This window comes from Chitinophaga agri, from assembly GCF_010093065.1.
Classification (GTDB): domain Bacteria; phylum Bacteroidota; class Bacteroidia; order Chitinophagales; family Chitinophagaceae; genus Chitinophaga; species Chitinophaga agri.
Map to the genome: position 1 here is coordinate 2398328 of NZ_CP048113.1, position 19470 is coordinate 2417797.

Below are 19470 nucleotides of genomic sequence, written 5' to 3' on the forward strand. Positions count from 1 at the left end.
TTAATCACGCTATGAATTATGTTCCCTTATGCTAATGAAATTTTCATCAGGTATTTTATTATTTACGCTCAGCTTCCTTTACTCTTCCGCGCAACAAACGCCCTCCCCCTCTTCATTAAGAGTCGATCTTTTACTACATGCGGATCGTGTGTATGACCAGGGATTACTCACTGATCTCTCTTTGGAACAGGCGAGGCTATCAGGTGGGAAACTACAGTTTTGTCAGGTCAATAGCCGCTTTCCTGTATTCTCGTGGGTCATTTCTGCGAAATATCAGTCCGCCTGTCAGGTACTGGTGGCCAGCCGGCCACAGCTACTAACAAATGACGTTGCTGATATATGGAACTCAGGGCGCATAGAAAGCGACAGGAACATTGGACTGACATATCGTGGTACACCATTACAACCTGCTACTGTCTATTACTGGAAAACGCGTTACTGGGATAATACCGGTAAAGCCAGTGCCTATTCAGACATACGATCATTTTGCACGGGCGCACAACTGGAAGATGCAGCACTTCCCTCATTTGTATTGAGAAAAACACATCAGGTACCGACGTTCGTCAAACAGGTTGATACCAGTACATTGTATGATTTTGGTAAAGACGGCTTCGGTCAGATAAAACTGTCTGTCAATGCTCCACATACAAATGACACACTAATCATCCACCTGGGTGAAGCACTTACACCCGACGGACATATTAACAGAACCCCTCCGGGCACAGTACGTTACCGGATGATCAAATTACCACTCCGTCAGGGCTTACATAGCTATCAGCCAGCAATACCATCAGACAAAAGAAATACAGAAAAGAATGCCATCCTGATGCCTGCGGATATCGGAGAGGTACTCCCTTTTCGATATGCGGAGATAACAACAGCAAAAGATCGCTATACGACAGACAGTGTATCGCGTTATCTTGTCACCAGTGATTTCGATGAAGAGGCCAGCACGTTTACGTGTTCAGACAGTAGTCTCAATACGCTCTGGGATCTGTGTAAATACACGGTTAAAGCAACTTCCTTCACCGGCTATTATGTGGATGGCGACCGGGAACGTATTCCCTATGAGGCAGATGCACTGATCAACCAGCTGTCTCATTATGCGACAGATGCGGAATTTGTGATGAATAAGAGAACACTGGATTACCTGATCTATCATCCTACCTGGCCCACAGAATGGTCTTTACAGAATGTGCTGATTGCATGGTATGACTACCTGTATTCCGGCGACCTCCAGCTGGTGAGGAAATTATATCCTGCACTCAAAGCAAAATTGCTGAGTGACCTGGCGAGAGAAGATGGATTGATCAGTACCCGTACCGGCAAACAGACACCTCAATTCCTCGCAGCTATTCACTACACACCATTCAATGCCAATCCACACCTGAAAGATATTGTGGACTGGCCGCCACCGGGTTTCGGAGGACCAGCGGTTGCAGGAGAAACAGATGGTTTTGTCTTCTCAGATTATAATGCGGTAGTGAATGCGTATTATTATGCAGCACTGGAAGCGATGGCTAAATTAGCCAAAGCACTGGGACATGTGACGGAGGCGAATTACTACAGTATTGAAGCCGCCAGAGTACATAAAGCGTTTCAGTATGCGTTCTTTGATGCACAGACGAACCTGGTGAGAGATGGAGAACTCATTCCGCACAGTTCACTGCACGCTAATTTCTTTGCGCTCGCATTTGGATTAGTGCCGAAAGAGAAAGTTGCCCCTGTCCTGGCTTTCATACATTCGCGTGGCATGGCATGCAGCGTATATGGCGCCCAGTTCCTGCTGGATGGACTGAGCAGCTGTGATGACGCCGTGTATGCACAACAGCTGTTAACATCTACAGAAAAAAGAAGCTGGCTGAATATGCTCCGTGAAGGTGCTACCATGACCATGGAAGCCTGGGGACAATCCTATAAACCCAATCAGGACTGGAATCATGCATGGGGTACAGCACCAGCAAACTATATAGTCAGACATCTTGCAGGTATACAGCCATTGACAGCAGGATATGCGACGGTGCTGATCAGACCACAGCCTGGCGCTGTTGCACAGGTCAGCATGAAACAGCGCACTATCCGGGGAGACATTGAGGTGAGGTTTGAAAATCAAACAGGGCATTTCATATTGCAGCTTACATTGCCGGGCAATACGAACGGACGTGTGTGTTTACCATTCAATTCAGCGGATGCGCAGGTGAAGATGGATGGAAAAATAATAAAAGCAGTATACAAGGAAGGATACTACCAGATAGATAATGTATCTGCGGGACAACATCTATTCGACGTGCATACAAACCCCCAATAACAGGAACTACCAGAAAAGGGACGAACGATAAAACGCGCGTGGTGTTTTTCCGGTAAACGCCCGGAAGTCTTTGATGAAATGGGACTGATCGAAATACCCGGCATTATACGCCACTTCCGTTAATGTGGTGTCATCTGCTTTTGTGATGACGGATCTTAATCTGACGATAGAGGAGAACTGTTTCGGAGAAGCACCAGTGATCTTCCTGAATCTTTTTTCAAAAGCATCCTGGCTGATGTGCAATCCGTCCAGTAACTCCTTTATTCTGAGATGGCCATCATGTGCAGTGATCCGCTGTATAGCTGTCTGTACCAGCATGTCAGGCTGTGACTGCCGCCATAATCTGAGCAGGAACTGTTGCATCAGATCAACCTGTGTGGCACGATCGGCGGCTTCCATTAACTGCTCACGGATATCTGCTAAAGCCTGGCGGCCAATGAAATGATCCAGCGATACAGAGGCACCGAACAGTTCATGCATAGGCATCCTGAAAAAGGCGGCGGCGCCGGCAGAACGGAATACTACCAGCAGATTAGCGGTGTTGCCAGCATAGTACAAAGAGCGGGCAGTCTTCCGGAGACCTCCCAATACAGCAGGAGCCAATACACCATCATCACTGGCGTTCACAGCTCCTTTCAGACGAAAGGCCATTACCAGCGAAGTGTCGGGTAATACGTCATTCCTTACCTCATATTCGCTCTCTATGATCAAGAAAGAGCGGATAAAGGGGCGTAGGGTAATGACTGGTATATATTCCCGGATCTGCATAGGATACTAATTAATGCTTTTTTCTTTACATCGGGTGATCAACGACCTATTCCGTCCCTCCCGCCACAATCATAACACTATGAACAGACAGGGCGAACAAACCAGTTAATCTATTGACTTCCAACTTACTAATCTATTGAGTATCACGGTAACAGTAAAATCTGTACTTCACATACTTTGACGCATTCATGACGGAACGACACTACGGAAAGAGACGAATCAATGAAGGGAATATTTTATCCGGACATAATTATTTACTTTACCCGGGGGAATCACTATTTTTGCGGCGCTTTATGAAGATATATACAACACTGCAAAGAGGACGATATCATCCGATCAATTGTGAGGATTATCTTTTCTACGACAACATTAACCCACATACGTTTGTTGCCGCAGTGATGGATGGCAGTACAATGGGTAGAGACAGCCATCTCATTTCAACACTGACCGGCAAATTGTTAAGAAAGATCGTAAAAGCGAAAAGCTATGCGGACTTGCGTTCGCTTGTCAATGTATCTGCGGAAGAACACCTGGCCGATATTGCCCGTCAGTTGTTCCAGGAACTGAATATCATCAGGAATCAGGTACAACTGGAACGGTATGAACTGATGACCACCCTTATTCTGCTGGTATATGACCAGAAGATAGACAAGGCAGTACTCCTAATTGTCGGCGATGGCGCTATCTGTATTAACGGCAATATCAGCATCTTCGATCAGGACAATAAGCCGGATTATATCGGTTATCACCTGGCCGAACATTTCGACAGCTGGTATCAGCGTCAGTATCGTCTCACATTCCAGCATATCAGGGATATTAGTATCTCCACTGATGGTGTAGCATCCTTTACCCCGATTAAACCGGTTGTGGCGGAGTTAGATCCCATCCGGTTCCTGCTCGTAGATCAGGAAAAGTCAGAGACGGATGAAATGCTGAATATGAAATGTAAAGCGCTGGAACACCAATTCAATATGCGGGCCACTGATGATGTAGCGATCGTCCGGTTTATCCGCTAAGAGCGGCGGCAGGAAGCTTTTACGTACATTAATACCCCAATACCTATATCATGGAAGCAATTATTTTCTGTGGGATACAGGCTACCGGAAAAACCGGGTTCTACGTTGCCCACTTTCTTCAAACGCATGTCAGAATATCGCTTGATCTACTGAAAAGCAGGTACCGGGAAGACCTGTTCCTGGAAGCATGTGTCAAAGGTTCTCAACCGTTTGTAGTTGACAATACCAACCCATCCAAAGCCGAAAGGGAAAAGTATATTTCGCTTGCTAAACAGCATAAATTCAGGGTAAAAGGCTATTATTTCCGATCTAGTCTCACCGACGCACTGGAGCGGAACAATCAGCGCGCGGGTAAAGCCCTCATACCAAAGATCGGGGTGCTGAACACATACAAAAAACTGGAAATACCCGTGATGGAAGAAGGATTCGATGAGTTACACTACGTCGAATTAGAAGAAAATGGTTTCACAATAAAAACATGGGATCATGAAATTTGATGAACTGGACAGTAAGATGCGTATCTACGAGACCGCGCATGACAGCTGTGTGCTGCCGGGCATGTACATGGTAGCCCGTATTGATGGCAGAGGTTTTACCAAACTGACGAAAGAGGTGCATCCTTTTGACGCGCCTTTTGATATACGCTTCCGCGACTATATGGTTGAAACGGTAAAACACCTCATGAACAGCGGATTCAACGTCGTATATGGCTATACACAAAGTGATGAGATCTCGCTTTTATTTCACCTGCAGGAAGGCGCCTTCGGACGTAAACACCGGAAGTATACTTCTATTCTTGCAGGAGAGGCCAGTGCCAAGTTCTCACTGCAACTGGGTAGTATGGCAGCCTTTGACTGCCGCCTCTGCGAACTGCCTAATCAGCAGCTGGTCGTGGATTATTTCAGGTGGCGGAATGAAGATGCACACAGAAATTCGTTGAATGCACATTGTTACTGGCAATTGCGTAAGGATAATCATACACGCCAGACTGCCACACAGACTATCGAAAAAATGAGTACAGCAGATAAGAATGAACTGCTGTTCCGCTACCATATCAACTTCAATGACCTGCCCTCCTGGCAGAAAAGAGGTATTGGTATATATTGGGCGGACGTGGAAAAGGAAGGTGTTAATCCGAAGACAGGGGAACAGGTAGTTGTGAAAAGAAGGGGCCTGTATGTGAATGAGGAACTACCGATACGCGATGAATATAATGCCTTCGTACAGCAACTGATCCATAGAAGCGAACAGTAATGTAACAGCGCATGCTCCGCCATGAAGACATGCGCTGTTATCCTTTCGCTACTACTTACCTGTAGCTTCACTTCTCTTTTCCCACTGACTTTTTCTGTATGCGGTCATCTCATCTTTAGTGATATAGGCATCACCATTCGCATCGATCGCACTGAATTTCTCTTTCAGATTAAAGCGGCCACTCTCCTGTTTATCGGCTTCTGCTTTACTGATCTTACCATCTTTATCTGTGTCCAGCTTTTGAAAAGGACCTTCATGTTTCACGCCGGGACGCGGCCCATGACCATTTTTCTTACCGAACGCCATCAGCTCTTCTTTAGTGAGATAGCTATCGTTATTGGTATCGATGGCGGTGAATTTCTCTTTCAGGTTAAAGCGGCCCTTGTCCATTTTATCCGCTTCTGCCTTACTGATCTTACCGTCTCCGTCGGTATCTGATTTTTTGAAGAAGTCACCACGTTGACCACCGGGATGATGACCACGTCCATTCTTCCTGCCATACGCCATCAGTTCTTCTTTAGTGAGATAAGCATCTTTGTCAGCATCTATGAGCGCAAACTTATCTTTCAACTGAAAGCGGCCGGTATCCTGTTTAGCAGCTTCTGTTTTGCTGATCTTACCGTCTTTATCTGTATCCAGTTGCTGGAACCAGGCGGTATGCTGACGATGCTGGCTGTGACCATTCTTTTTCCGGTAAGCTTTCAGTTCTTCTTTATCTATGAAAGAATCGCTGTTGGTATCGATCTCACCGAATTTTTCTTTTAACTTCCCTTTCTCCATTTTGTCAGCTTCTGCTTTACTGATCTTACCATCTCCGTCTGTATCTAATTTCTGAAACAGGCCTTCATGCTTTGGTTTGTGTTGTCTGTCAGCCGGCCGTTCCTGCGCATAGGTTTTTACGGTTGTAAAGGCAGTTACCAGTATTGCAGCGGCAAAAAATCTTCTAATCATGACTGTGGGTTTTGGATTTAAAATTTTGTTAAATACTCACATGTAGCGTACATGCTCATTCTCCATATCAGCTATACCTTGTTCGCTATAGTGTTATTCTTTTGAGCCGTTATTACTTCCTAAGTTTAATCTGGAAGAGCAGGCACATCTGATCATGACTGACACATATTGAGACAAGCCAGACCACGTAAATCCAATACAGTAAATAGTCTCAGCAGATCAAGAGAACACTTTTCACCATAAAATGCTTAACAGTATTTAACAGTGGTTAGAAGTAGTTAACAGAAAAAAACGGAGAATTCCTATTTCCGCATTCCTAATTTTACTCATATTGCCGTGTAACTTTCTCTTCTGCAAGGTCCAGCAGGGAGAAATGCTTGCGGATGAGTTCTTCATTAAATTCTTCCTTGTGATTCAGTTTCTTTAGCATCTCCCTTTGCCCGCCGATCAGTTCATTGAATACCGTTCTGTAACGCATGATAGCATTGCGCCTGTTACCATCAGTTGCATGCGTTGCTGCGTAACTCTCCAGAAAGGTATAATCATTTTCCAGGGTAGCACGTAGTTGCCGCAGGAGCTCATTTTCCTCCACATCTATTTTATATTCATTATCGAGCAGTTGTAATGCCGTATAGGAGAGTTTCTTGCGGATCAGTACTTCCTGTTCAACATCGGACATCTTATAGTCGGTTTCTTTCAGTTGCAACTTCCTGATCACCCAGGGAAGCGTTAACCCCTGCAACACCAATGTTACCAGTATTACAACGAAGGTGATGAACAGTATCATGTTACGCTGGGGAAATGGCTGTCCGCCTGCCATTATCGGTATAGACAGGGCTGCGGCCAATGACACCACGCCACGCATGCCCGTCCAGCCGAAGGCGAATGGCATTTTCCATCCGGGGCTGCTGTCGGCAGTCTTAATAAATCTGCTGATGAAAATCGTGAAAACAGATGCGCCCAGTGCACAGAGCACACGCGTAATGATCACTACAACCGAAATGACCACACCGTACCAGATGGCCTGCATCAGTGAACTTTCTTCCAGCTGATTGACAATGACGGGGAGCTCCAGTCCGATCAGCATAAATACGATCCCGTTGAGTACAAAGCCAACGGTTGCCCACACATTAATACCCTGTAAACGGCTCAGGTGACTGAGAATGGACTGTTGCCTGCTGGACATGAAAAGTCCGCCACTCACCACGGCCAGCACACCCGAGAAATGTAATTCTTCCGCAACAATATACATGACATAAGGCGCCACAAACGTCAGTACAGTATCAATACTGGCCGTTGTAGGCATCCAGCGGTGAATAGCATAGAATACCAGTGCGACAGCCAGTCCCGTGGCGATCCCCATGATGATGACCACAAAAAAACTGACGGCGGCCTCCTGAAAAGTAAAGGAGCCAGTCAGTACTGCGACGAGCGCAAACCGGTACACGATCAGGCTGGATGCGTCATTCATCAGACTTTCCCCTTCTATGATGGTGACCAGTCTTTTGGGCACATCGAGCGTTTTCATCACTGTCGTAGCTGATACTGCATCCGGTGGAGAGATAATCCCCCCCAGCAGGAATCCTAACGCAAGGGTAAAACCGGGGATCAGGCTGTGAGACACAACAGCGATCACGGTGGATGTCAGCAGAATAATGATGAAAGCAAAAGAGCCGATCACCCGCCGCCATTTCCAGAAGTCTTTCCAGGAAGTATTCCAGGCCGCATCATATAACAGGGGTGGCAGGAATAACAGGAAGATCATCTCGGGATCTATAGAGGTGTCCGGCAGGCCGGGAATCAGACTCAATGCCAGTCCACCCAGTACCAGCACGATAGGATAAGAGATCTTTAAACGCTGGGCAAGCATTACCAGCAGGAGGATGACCAGTAATAAGCCGATGTACAAAACGAATGTAGAATGCATGAGACTAAATTACGAATTAGGAACCAGGAACAAAGAACAGGAATTGGTTAGCCTTTCGTATTTTGTATTTTGAAGATGGACAGCTCGCCGGTTATTCAACCTTTACAGACAGGTATTAGCCTTTTGCTACCGGCGTTCAGACAACCGGCAGTTGCAGCAGCATAATTCCTCATTCTTAATTCCTAATTCCTGATTACATTTGACTAACAGACGATTATATGGAACATCAAGATATTACTATAAGAACCTCTCTCCGTACCGGCGACCTGGGTTATGTCGCCTACATGCACGGAAGGATCTATAACCAGGAGCTGGGTTATGGCTTTAATTTCGAGCGCTATGTGCTGGAAGGATTACTGGAGTTTTCACGCCAGTATGATCCACAGAACGACCGGGTATGGATCTGTGAGTATAAGGACCGGATTGTTGGCTTTTTAATGGCCCTTAGCCGGAGTAAAACTGTGCAGCTAAGGTATTTTATCATAGAGCCCGATTTTCGTGGATATGGGCTCGGAAAACAGCTGATGGACAGGTTCATGGCATTCATGGACGAACAACAGTTTGACCACGCCTATCTCTGGACAACCCATCAGCAGGATACGGCGGTATCACTCTACCTGCGCCACGGCTTTGTACTGACCGAAGAGAAGGACAGTAACGCGTTCGATACGCCGCTAACGGAGAAAAGGTATGACCTGTTCAGGACCCCTAATCCGTTGCTGCAACCCTTTGACACGCCTTACGGACTTCCTCCCTTTGATAGTATTGTACCTGCCCGTTACCTGCCAGCGTTTGAAGCTGCCATGGAGGAACACCGTAAGAACATCGCACAGATCACCAGTCTGCAAACACCTCCCTCCTTTGCAGATACCATGGAAGCGTTTGAAAAGAGTGGTAAACTACTCCGCACGGTCAGTGCTGTATTTGGCAACCTGACATCTGCCAATACCTCTCCCGAACTGGAGAACATCTCCCGTCAGCTGGCCCCGATGCTGGCTAAACACGGAGACGACATCTATCTCGATGCAACCCTTTTCAGCAGGATCAGGGCATTATATGAAAGACAGGATGCACTGGAACTAACCGGTGAACAGGCCAGACTGCTCGAAAAAACATACAAGGACTTTGTACGCAGTGGCGCTAACCTGTCGGCAGACGAACAATCCAGGCTCCGCGAGATCAACAAACAACTGTCACTGCTGACCGTACGTTTTGGGCAGCACCTGCTTGCTGAGACCAATCATTATGAAATGATGATCACTGATGAGAAGGACCTGGCAGGATTACCCGCGTCACTCATTGAAGCAGCCGCCCTCTCCGCTAAAAGCGCGGGAAAGGAACATGGCTGGCGCTTTACCCTGCACAACGCCAGTGTAATGCCATTCCTCCAGTATGCTGATCAGCGGCACCTGCGCCAGGAAATATATGAGGCATACATCAACCGCTGTAACCACAATGATGACAGGGATAACAAAGCGATCGTTACCCAGCTGGCCGCGTTAAGAGCAGAGAAAGCACAATTACTGGGATACGCCTCTCACGCAGACTATATCCTGGAAGAGAATATGGCCAAAACACCGGCCAAAGCAAATGAGCTGTTACAGCAACTATGGACAACCGCCTTACCCGTGGCCAAACAGGAAGCCGCAGAAATGCAGGCCGTTATGGACAGGGAAGGCAAAGGTGAGCAACTGGAAGCCTGGGACTGGGCATACTACGCAGATAAAGTCCGTAAAGAAAAATACAGCTATGACGCGGAAGCATTACGCCCTTATTTCAAACTGGAAAATGTACGTGATGGCTTATTCTTCACCGCACAGCAACTGTATGGCCTGCGCTTTAACCTGCTGAAGGATGTACCAGTCTATCACGAAGAAGTATCTGCTTATGAAGTACAGGGGAAAGATGGTAAACTGGTAGGATTGCTTTACCTGGACTTCCATCCGCGCAGCTCCAAACGTGGCGGCGCCTGGATGACATCTTACAGGAAACAGTCCATCGGGAAAGATGGCCGTGTTGCGCCGATCATCTCCATCGTGTGTAACTTCTCCAGACCAACGCCTACGCAGCCGGCACTACTGACTCCGGATGAAGCGGAAACTTTCTTCCACGAAGCCGGACATGCCCTGCATGGTTTATTGTCAGATGTGACCTACGAGACACTGTCAGGTACTTCCGTGCCGCGCGATTTCGTAGAACTGCCTTCACAGGTCATGGAACACTGGGCGTTTGAACCAGAAGTGCTGGCACAATACGCTAAACATTATGAAACGGGAGAACTGATACCAGATGCGTTGGTAGAAAAAATGAAAGCAGCCTCCAAATTCAACCAGGGGTTTGCCACAGTAGAATATCTCGCTGCCTCCCTGCTGGATATGGCTTACCATACGTTACCGGCAGGCAATAACATCATGCCACTGGTGTTCGAAAAAGAACAGATGGACAAGATCGGGCTGATCCCACAGATCGCACCAAGATACCGCAGTACCTACTTCCAGCATATTTTCGCAGGCGGCTATTCTGCCGGATATTACAGCTACATATGGTCTGAAGTACTGGACAGCGATGCATTTGCCGCATTTAAGGAAGCAGGTAACATCTTCGATACCGCTACCGCTGATTCATTCAGAAAGCATATATTGGAAAAAGGGGGTACGGAAGAACCGATGCAATTGTACACCGCTTTCCGTAAAAGAGAGCCGGATGTAAAATATCTCCTGCAACACAGGGGATTAGAATAATACCTCATGGTGGCCGGTAAGACCTGCGGGAATTGCCGGCTACCTTATTATAATAACGGTACCTGTTTGTTTCATCTGCTGTTGTTTACCAGCTGTATAGGTCACCATCCACAGATAGGCGCCTGCCGGTAACGGAACGTCTTTATAATCTCCCCTCCATCCGCTTGTCACGTCAGTAGTAGTATATAGCAACAGGCCCCAGCGGTTGTATACCGATAGTCTGAAATCACTGATCCGGTCAAAGACTTTTATTCTGAATACATCATTGATACCATCACCATCCGGACTAAATGCGTTGGGTGCATATATCGCACAGGGATGCGTGGCTACCGGAACATCTATGTTACCGCTGATCGTGCACTCCTGCGCGTCCGTGATATGATAAGTGTACATACCACTGCTCAGATTACGCGCGATACTATCGGTCATTGCCACTATTCCCGGAAGGGAATACGTATAAGGGGGTACACCTCCTTCGGGAGTAAAGATGATCTTTGCATCATTAGCCCCGGCACAGCTCATGCCTGTTACGATATTATTATCCGAAGAGAAAGGCGGTGGTTCTGGTATCAGGAGGTTGTGTAATGTATCAATACAGCCCCTTGCATCCCGGATCACAATACTGTATGTACCGGCATAGAGCTGATCAAACTCTGGCGACAACTTCACATCGGGCATACTGTTCAACATGTATTGATATGGCCCGGTGCCACCTTCTGTATGCAGCAGGATCTTATTCTGTGACTCCCCTGCACAGCCTTTCGGGATGATCGTCGCATTACCGTTAAACTCAGTTTCATGCACCACGATCGTATCACGCACGTCTACTCCATTCCTGGCGTGGGTCACCAGTACATAAGTGCCGGCAGGTACATTATCCAGTATGCTGCCGGTAACGCCCAGCGGCTCCCAGGTGAATGTAAATGGTGCGTAGGTACCTGTAGCACTGGCCACTATACGTCCGTTACTCATCCCCTTGCAGGGTGGTTCCTCTTTATAGGTCACCACCGGTAGTTCACGCAGCGTATCCGCGAGATGATCAATTGCCAGCGCAATACCATAATCATTGTTACATGCGATGCGGACATCGCCGCCTACTACGATATAGGGATAATCGGCGTGTGGTGTAAACTCCGCTGTGAACCTTTTCCATTCAGTATTATAGAAAGGCCCTGACTGCCATAACAGTTCAAGTGTATCTGTCAGCGTTACACCCCCATAAATAGCCAGTGCCCCGTAACAGGTGGCCGAGTCATACCCACGGGCAAAGACCAGGTCCATTGAAAGCCGGTACGTCCTTCCCTGCTGCATATCTTTATTCAGTTTCTGAGCAATGGCTTCCAGCCAGTATGCACTTCCCCGGAAAGCGGCGTAGGTCGCACCATCAGACGCCGGTTGGGTAACACCGGTAATACCAGGTTGTACATCAGGTGTAGAAGATACCACAAGCCACTGGCCTGGTGCACGGTATTGCGCAGGAACGCCTTCCAGGGATGGATTACGGATACCGATGTCCTGCGCCTGTAGTGCTGCCAACGGCAGAAATATACTCAGTAGTAACAGGCAGGCACGTGCTACAGACCGGAATTTTCCGGCAGACAGGTATGGAGGATATTGTCTATTAATAGCTATTGCAGTCAGAATAAAGGGTTTAGGCAAAAACCTATCTCATCGCATGATTCACACAGGATGCAAAACTACTATTAATTGATAATTTTTCATAATAACTTATCAGGCAGCAGGACTAACATAATAGTTACTGCTGCGCCAGGCTGTTACAGTTGTTTATGCAGACCATCTTTCACATGACCGAACCACTCATCTTTCAGGATGCTTAATATGATGCTGCTTCTCCTGGAGCCATCTGCATTGGCGGCACAATTGCGTAAGATACCTTCCACGGTGCAACCAATACGCTTCATCGCCGCAATACTCCTTTCATTCGTATGCGCAGCACGGAACTCTACTCTTTCCATATCGATCCTTTCAAAAGCATACTGCAACAGTAAAAACTTACAATGCTTATTCAGACCTGTACCCTGGAAGTCTTTCCCATACCAGGTGTACCCTAACTGCAACATACTGTTCTTCAGCTGAATATCATAAAAGCGGGTACTACCCGCGTAACGCTGTAACTGCTTGTCAAATACAATAAAGGGGTACTCTTTCCCTTCCTTCCGGGCTTCTGTGGCCGCACGGATATACTCCCGCATACCGCCGGGACCTGTTGGTGGCACAGTAGAGAACTTCCAGATCTCCGGTTCCGTGTTGACAAACGGTATAAGGTGGTCATCATCAGCGAGTACGAGTGGACGCAGGATCACTCTTTCATCCTCAAGAACGACATGATCGGAGACATTGAATTGTGCCATTTTAATTGCTTTTCAGATACGTGAACACAAATATACTGGATCAGGGATAAATGAAAAGGCCGCCCTGTTGATCAAGGCGGCCTTTTCGTTTATCATCATCAGTGATACTGACTATGCTTTTGCTTGTCTGCTTTGTCTCCACAGCACAAAGATGCTGGCTGCAATTGTTAACCACAGCAGGATATTCGCGATATACACGAGCGTCTGACCCGTGTAGTAGGAAGCAGGTTCAAATCGGAACTCGATACTATGCTCTCCTGCCGGAACGGCAATACCACGCAGGATGTAGTTCACATTTGCGTAAGTTGTTGCCTTACCGTCAATGTAAGCCTTCCATCCTTCCGGATAGTAGACCTCACTCAATACCGCAAACTGATTGCTCTTAGCGCTGGTCGCGTATTTAATAGCATCGTTCTCGTAGCTTACCAGTTTAATGGTAGCCAAGGAATCAAATACCGGCTGCTCGCTACCTGCCACCTTGAAGGCATTGTCCATGATCATGGTATCCTTCGGGTTCAGATGATCCAGGGCTTTGATCGCTTCAATAGGGCCATTTACATAGCTGATATGTTTGATGAACCAGGCAGCGCCCAGGGCATCCGGATTACGCTGTACAACCGGTGCTGGCTGTTGCTGGTCCTGGGAACGGGTGATCACGTAACGGGTATCCAGCATATTGAGCAGTCCCATATTCAGGCCTACGCCTGGTTTAGCAAACTGGTTCTCAATGATATCCTGGTACATACGCAGTTTCGCGGCATGGTAACCACCTACAGAACGGTGGTAGTAGGAAGTGATCGCATCATTGAAAGGATCACCTGTAGACAGGTTTAATACCCTGTAGTGAGGGTCTTTATCCTGCAGGATCTCCTGGTCAGCTGCCGTTGGCGCAAAGTTACCCGCCTGGTAGCTGGAAGCGTCCTGGTAGTTTTGTTTATTCAGGTATTTGTTAGCCACTACCAGCAGGTCGCCTGTGTTCAGTACGATGAACACACCCACAATGATGGCCGGCTTGATCTTATCTTTCATGTACAGGTAGAACAGACCGATGATCACCGCCCAGATCCATAACAGATGGAAGATACCGGAACCAAACATGGCCTTTCTGTCCGCGATCATACCATCCAGGATCTGGCGAGCCAGATCAGCACCTGCCTGTTGCGTGAAGCTATCCATGATCTGTGTATCATAGGCGCCTTTATAATCATTGAAAAGGTACATCAGTACAGCCAGTACAATGACACCGCCGCTTGCGTAGATGATCTTCTTAAAATGCTGTTGCAGTAATGTTCTCGCATTCTCCGCATACAGTACCTTGTCAACTGCCAGTACAGCCAGCAGTGGCAACAGCAGCTGCGGGATGATCAGTGCCAGTGAGTGTGCTCTGAATTTATTGAACAGCGGCAGGTGATCAAATAACACCTTGTTGAATCCAATGAAATAGCTACCCCATGAAATGAAGAGCATGAAGACGATAGCACCGAGGATCCACCAGCGGGTTACATTACTGACAGAAACACCGGCTTCACCGATGCCTAAAACTAAAAATCCTATTACTGCCAGGAGACAGATCATTGCACCGCTGTATGGAGGGCCTGCCGTGAATGGCGATACGCCACCCCAGTATCTTGGCAGGCTGGTTGCCAGCTGACTGGCCTGCGCTTCCGGAATGTTCTGACTGGTCAGTTTTTCAACAACTTTGGAATCAGCGTCCAGGTGTTCACCGGATCCGCCACCGAATGCACCAGGCATAGCGAGTACAAAGGTCTCTCCTACGCCAAAGCTGTATTGAAAAGCATAGTTTTCATCCAGGCCTTTCGTTTTAGTCTGCGTTAGTTTACCATCCTCAGAAAGATCTACTGTTTTACCACCACGCATGGTGTATTTGGAATACTCGTAGGTGGTCAGCAGGCTCTGGGAAGTATTACCCACACCGATCAGACCTGCCAGTATAGCGAGTGATAAAGAGATGACCAGGTGTTTGAAATCGCGCTGCATCACCCAGTTGATGATATATCCTACGGTCATGATGCCCAGGGTGATCAGCAGGTAGTAAGTCACCTGCGGGTGTCCTGCTCCAATTTCCAGCGTAGCAAAGAGTGCAGCCACCGCCAGACCAAGTATATACTTTTTCCGGAAGATCAATACCATACCTGCCAGTAAACCAGGCATGTAGGCAATCGCCAGCATCTTGGTTTCGTGACCTACGGATATAATGATCGGATCATATGTTGCGTAGGCGAAAGCAAGGCTACCCAGTACTGCTGCCAGTACATTCACACGATAGGCCATTCCGAGGATGTAAAAGCATAAACAGGCCACGAAGAAATAACTCGCGGGTTTAGGCAGATACAGCTGTATCATACGGCCAAAGTCAGGCAGGAGTGTTTTTGTATCCATGGTCACCTGGTAGTTAGGCATACCACTGAACAAATGCGTGTTCCATAAAGGGAAATGCCCGTGGACCGCCTTATAGTTAAAGGCATCCTGCGCCATACCTTTCCAGTGCACAATATCGGTCTGCTGCAGCACCTGCCCTTCCAGGGCGGGACTACAATAGACCAATGCAACGATCAGAAAGACGGAAATCGCAATTACATGAGGGATGATCTTCTTCCAGGAAAAACTGTTCATAGATCTTTGTTGTTTACAATACGGTTTTACGGACAGACATAAATTCTTCTGAATCAGCGAACTCGTATACGCCTATGCCGTTGTTTGAGATGATATTGATTCTTATACTATTATTTAAAATAATAATGGGAGGCAATTTATGCTTAAATGTTAATCTTTCAAAGTGTTATAGCGGGGTCTGGGGTATTTATCTGTCAGTCAGCGCCTCCATAAAAGCGATCAGTGCCTTTTTTTCTGCTGCTGTCAGCTGTAGGGGCACGGCGGATAAGGTCTGGTTGGGCACAGACAGTCCGATACCATTTCCACCGCCTTTATCATAAAAATCTATTACCTGTTCCAGCGTCCGGAATGCCCCGTTATGCATATAGGGAGCGGTCACCGCCGTATTACGCACAGTGGGTGTCTTGAAGGCACCCCTGTAAAAGTGTATCGGGAAAAAGGCCAGCCGGCCACTGTCAAAATCGGCCACCGGATGTAACAGGTCATCATTTGCAGGCGTTCCCAGCACTTCAAATTCTGTCCGGTTGTAAAGTGGCGGGATCAGGCCGTTAAATAACGGCACAAAATGACAGGTAGCACACTGTGCCTTGCCCATAAAGATATTGGCGCCCGTTTGCTGCTCCGCAGTCAGGGCCCGCCTGTTTCCCGCCATGTACTGGTCAAAGGGAGCATTAAACGGAGCCAGCGTACGCAGGTATGCTGCGAGGGCCGCCTGTACCTGTGGCAATGTCAGGGAATGATAGGACGGGTGCCGGTGCAGCCGCTGTAAAAGTGTATCATCGCGGCTATCCATTTCCTGCGGACTATGCAATACCTGCAATACCTGTTCTTCCAGGCTACCGGCCCTGCCATCCCAGAATTGTGAATACTGGTAGGCAGTATAGTGTAACCCCGGGGTATGTCTCGGCAGCATACCATTGCCCGTAATGACAGTATTCCTGGACAATCCATCTGTGAAATACTTCTCCGGCTGATGACAGGTAGCGCAACTACGGGTATAATTACCAGACAATGCCTTCTCAGAGAATAGTTTTCTGCCCAGGGCTGTATCACCGCTCATACTGGTATGTGGGAACTGGGTTTGTGGCAAAGTTTGTGGACTGAACAGGTCCTGTTGTTTATGCAGCAGTAATCTTTGCAGCGGCAAAGCATCATTCACCAGAAAGGCTAAACGGTCAAAGCTGTCAAAGTCAGGATGGGCGTCCAGTCTGTCAATCCCCTGCCGCAGATAATATCCGATACTGTCTTTCTTCAGTACGCCCGTATAGGCCATCAGTACCGTATCTATCGCCTTTAATGCAGCAGCCGCCTCCGGGATACCACTTTTCAACAGGGGGGCATCGTAACCGGTGATGTACAGCGCCATGATACGTACCAGCTCCTGTTGTATACTTTCCATTACCTGCTGATCTGTAACGGAGAACTTGTATAATAATGCGGGCAGGTCCTGTGCAGTTTGTACGAGCACGGTGGCCTGTGCTTCCAGCTCGCTTTTACGGTCAAACACGTGCGGGTCGTGGAGCAGCGCTTCCAGCTGTTGTAAACCTACAGGTTCTTCATATTCGATGTAGGGCTCTTCTATTTCATATTTGGCAGGAGCATTAAATACATAAGCCTCACTGGTAAAGAAATATTCCAGGAAAAAAGCGATCGCCTTATAATGTATCCTGCAGATGCGCAGCGATTGACGGGCCGCAAACAGGGAGGTACTATCTCCTGCTTTCAGGGTAGCTATACTTTGCCGGAGTTGTAGCGTGCTGGCGGCAAACAGCGGTTGCTGCCGCTTAAAGTATGTAATTGTATTTTCTGCGATTGCAGACTGGCGTTCGCCTTGTGAAGTGAACACTACCACTATTGACAGTAATGCAAGTACACAGGTGAACGCCAGCTTACGTCTCATATATATTATTTAGCAATGATCGTAAATGTGTCTTTCAGACAACCTTCTTTATCTGTCACCGTATATTCAGTTTTACCAGCACGTGGTGCTACAATAATACTGCGTGTTTGTTGTCCTTTTTCACTCCACTGATAGCTACCCGTAAAGGAAGCAGTCAGGGTCACCTTACTTTTCGCTTTTACGTGTAATACATTGTGTTTATTCACTTCTTTCATGTACGTAAAGCGGTCACGGATCACACCATCTGCACAGATCCATTTCAGGTCAAGGCGGTTACCCTGTACTTCCAGCAGTGTGGCACCACCATCAGTGGCATTGGCATACTGCATGGCTTTATGCGGATAGCCGGGTTGTGTACCACCGAGTTTACCAGCAGAGCCGCTCAGTACATATACAGTACCCTGATTGCTGGCGTCTTTTACATAAGGGCAGGAATTGTCAGCACCATCATATGCACCGGAGGACTGGCTCAGGTTATGTGTAGCAGCGCTGAAAGTCTCCTCCATACCATAGTGTCCTTTGATCAGGCGGGTACGCTCGTAATCATGGCTATGTCCACACAATACCAGGTCTACACCATAGCGCTCTAAAATGCGGATGAAGTTCTCCCGGATGTGTACCAGTTCATCTTCAGTATCAGAGTTGTGAGAACCCATTGTATACGGAGGATGGTGCCAGTAGGCGATCACCCATTGTCTGTTCTTATTGGCTTCCAGATCACGTTTGATCCATTGTACCTGCGGGCCGAGAGTATCATACAAACGATATTGATCTGCTTCTTTTCCGTAGGAGTCTAACGACAGGAAGTGGATGTTACCGACGTCGAAGGAATAGAACGCCTGTGTATTGGAAGCCACACCACCTGACTCTCCTTTGGTGGGCATGGAGAAGTTCTGGTAGTAGGCAGTCTGATGTGTACGTTGTGCTGTTTCAACAGCGCCGGGGAAATCCTGATCATTATAATCATGGTTACCTGGCGCCGGGAACATCGGGTATCTCTTTAACAGATCGTCTTTGTATACGTTGAAGAATTTTGCCTGAAATTCAGCATCTGTGCCACTGTTATAGGCATTATCGCCTAACAGTATCCAGGCGTCCAGGTAGTGCTGTCCGAGGTAACTCAGTACGGCGTTCTTTACATTACGCTGGTTAACAGAATTATTACCGCAATCACCGAATGCGCCGATACGGTATACGCCTTCTTTCCCACGTTCAGGCAGGGTGTAGAAATAGTTGGCACTATCTCCCTGAAAGATCTTTTTAAAATCGCCTATCTTATAGAAATAGCGGTGATGTGGCTGTAGGCCGTCGAGTCTTACGATATGTTCTGTAGTCAGGGCGGAATCATTCACCTGCTGCGCTGTTTCATCGGATGCAGCGCCATATAGCACACGGCTGCGCGTAGCCACGTTCGTGCGCCAGCGGAGTGTGATACTATGATCTGATGCAGCCTGTAGGTAAGGTCCGCGGATCAGTTTTACCGATAAATCATCTTCTGATTGTGCTGTTGCTATCAGACTACCAGCCATTAAACCACCCAGTAACAGGCAGGATCGTAATATACCCATCATCAAAATTTTGTGCGAGGTACTCAATTTA

The 19470-nt window shown here is 47.5% G+C and carries 13 protein-coding genes; 5 read left to right on the top strand and 8 right to left on the bottom strand.

The window, feature by feature from the left end:
* Positions 1-28 precede the first annotated feature (28 nt).
* Positions 29-2308, top strand: a complete 2280-nt coding sequence (locus GWR21_RS09240; RefSeq protein ID WP_238430276.1) for an alpha-L-rhamnosidase-related protein — start codon at positions 29-31, stop codon at positions 2306-2308.
* A gap of 6 nt (positions 2309-2314) precedes the next feature.
* Here the strand turns inward: GWR21_RS09240 and GWR21_RS09245 are convergent, their stop codons facing one another.
* The gene (locus GWR21_RS09245; protein ID WP_162331460.1) at positions 2315-3076 is read right to left on the bottom strand and encodes a helix-turn-helix domain-containing protein; all 762 of its coding nucleotides are present in this window, start codon (positions 3074-3076) and stop codon (positions 2315-2317) included.
* Positions 3077-3369: 293 nt separating this feature from the next.
* Here GWR21_RS09245 and GWR21_RS09250 point away from each other — a divergent pair, with 293 nt between their 5' ends.
* From GWR21_RS09250 to GWR21_RS09260, 3 genes are read left to right on the top strand one after another with little or no spacing between them, the layout of a single operon-like run.
* A complete protein-coding gene (locus GWR21_RS09250; protein WP_162331461.1) occupies positions 3370-4092 on the top strand; it encodes a protein phosphatase 2C domain-containing protein in 723 nt (240 codons plus the stop codon).
* Positions 4093-4142: 50 nt separating this feature from the next.
* The gene (locus GWR21_RS09255; protein WP_162331462.1) at positions 4143-4589 is read left to right on the top strand and encodes an AAA family ATPase; all 447 of its coding nucleotides are present in this window, start codon (positions 4143-4145) and stop codon (positions 4587-4589) included.
* Complete coding sequence (locus tag GWR21_RS09260; protein WP_162331463.1) at positions 4579-5346, top strand: tRNA(His) guanylyltransferase Thg1 family protein; 768 nt, start codon at positions 4579-4581, stop codon at positions 5344-5346. The genes GWR21_RS09255 and GWR21_RS09260 overlap by 11 nt, the downstream gene beginning before the upstream one ends.
* Before the next feature lie 51 nt (positions 5347-5397).
* On the opposite strand, the gene GWR21_RS09265 is transcribed toward GWR21_RS09260, so the two are convergent.
* Positions 5398-6297 (bottom strand): EF-hand domain-containing protein, encoded by a 900-nt coding sequence (locus GWR21_RS09265; RefSeq protein ID WP_162331464.1) that lies wholly within the window; start codon positions 6295-6297, stop codon positions 5398-5400.
* Positions 6298-6619: 322 nt separating this feature from the next.
* Complete coding sequence (locus GWR21_RS09270) at positions 6620-8224, bottom strand: Na+/H+ antiporter (protein WP_162331465.1); 1605 nt, start codon at positions 8222-8224, stop codon at positions 6620-6622.
* A 218-nt stretch (positions 8225-8442) separates the two neighbouring features.
* Here GWR21_RS09270 and GWR21_RS09275 point away from each other — a divergent pair, with 218 nt between their 5' ends.
* A complete protein-coding gene (locus GWR21_RS09275) occupies positions 8443-10965 on the top strand; it encodes a GNAT family N-acetyltransferase (RefSeq protein WP_162331466.1) in 2523 nt (840 codons plus the stop codon).
* 39 nt (positions 10966-11004) lie between these two features.
* Here the strand turns inward: GWR21_RS09275 and GWR21_RS09280 are convergent, their stop codons facing one another.
* The 5 genes from GWR21_RS09280 to GWR21_RS09300 form a co-directional block, all read right to left on the bottom strand.
* Positions 11005-12501, bottom strand: coding sequence for a T9SS type B sorting domain-containing protein (locus GWR21_RS09280; protein ID WP_162331467.1), 1497 nt, complete (start codon positions 12499-12501; stop codon positions 11005-11007).
* A gap of 239 nt (positions 12502-12740) precedes the next feature.
* Positions 12741-13337, bottom strand: a complete 597-nt coding sequence (locus GWR21_RS09285; RefSeq protein WP_162331468.1) for a GNAT family N-acetyltransferase — start codon at positions 13335-13337, stop codon at positions 12741-12743.
* Positions 13338-13448: 111 nt separating this feature from the next.
* Positions 13449-15971, bottom strand: a complete 2523-nt coding sequence (locus tag GWR21_RS09290; RefSeq protein WP_162331469.1) for a YfhO family protein — start codon at positions 15969-15971, stop codon at positions 13449-13451.
* Between the two features lie 187 nt (positions 15972-16158).
* Positions 16159-17871, bottom strand: coding sequence for a cytochrome-c peroxidase (locus GWR21_RS09295; protein WP_202929074.1), 1713 nt, complete (start codon positions 17869-17871; stop codon positions 16159-16161).
* A gap of 5 nt (positions 17872-17876) precedes the next feature.
* On the bottom strand, positions 17877-19439 hold the full coding sequence (locus tag GWR21_RS09300; protein ID WP_162331470.1) for a purple acid phosphatase family protein: 1563 nt from the start codon (positions 19437-19439) through the stop codon (positions 17877-17879).
* Positions 19440-19470: the final 31 nt, after the last annotated feature.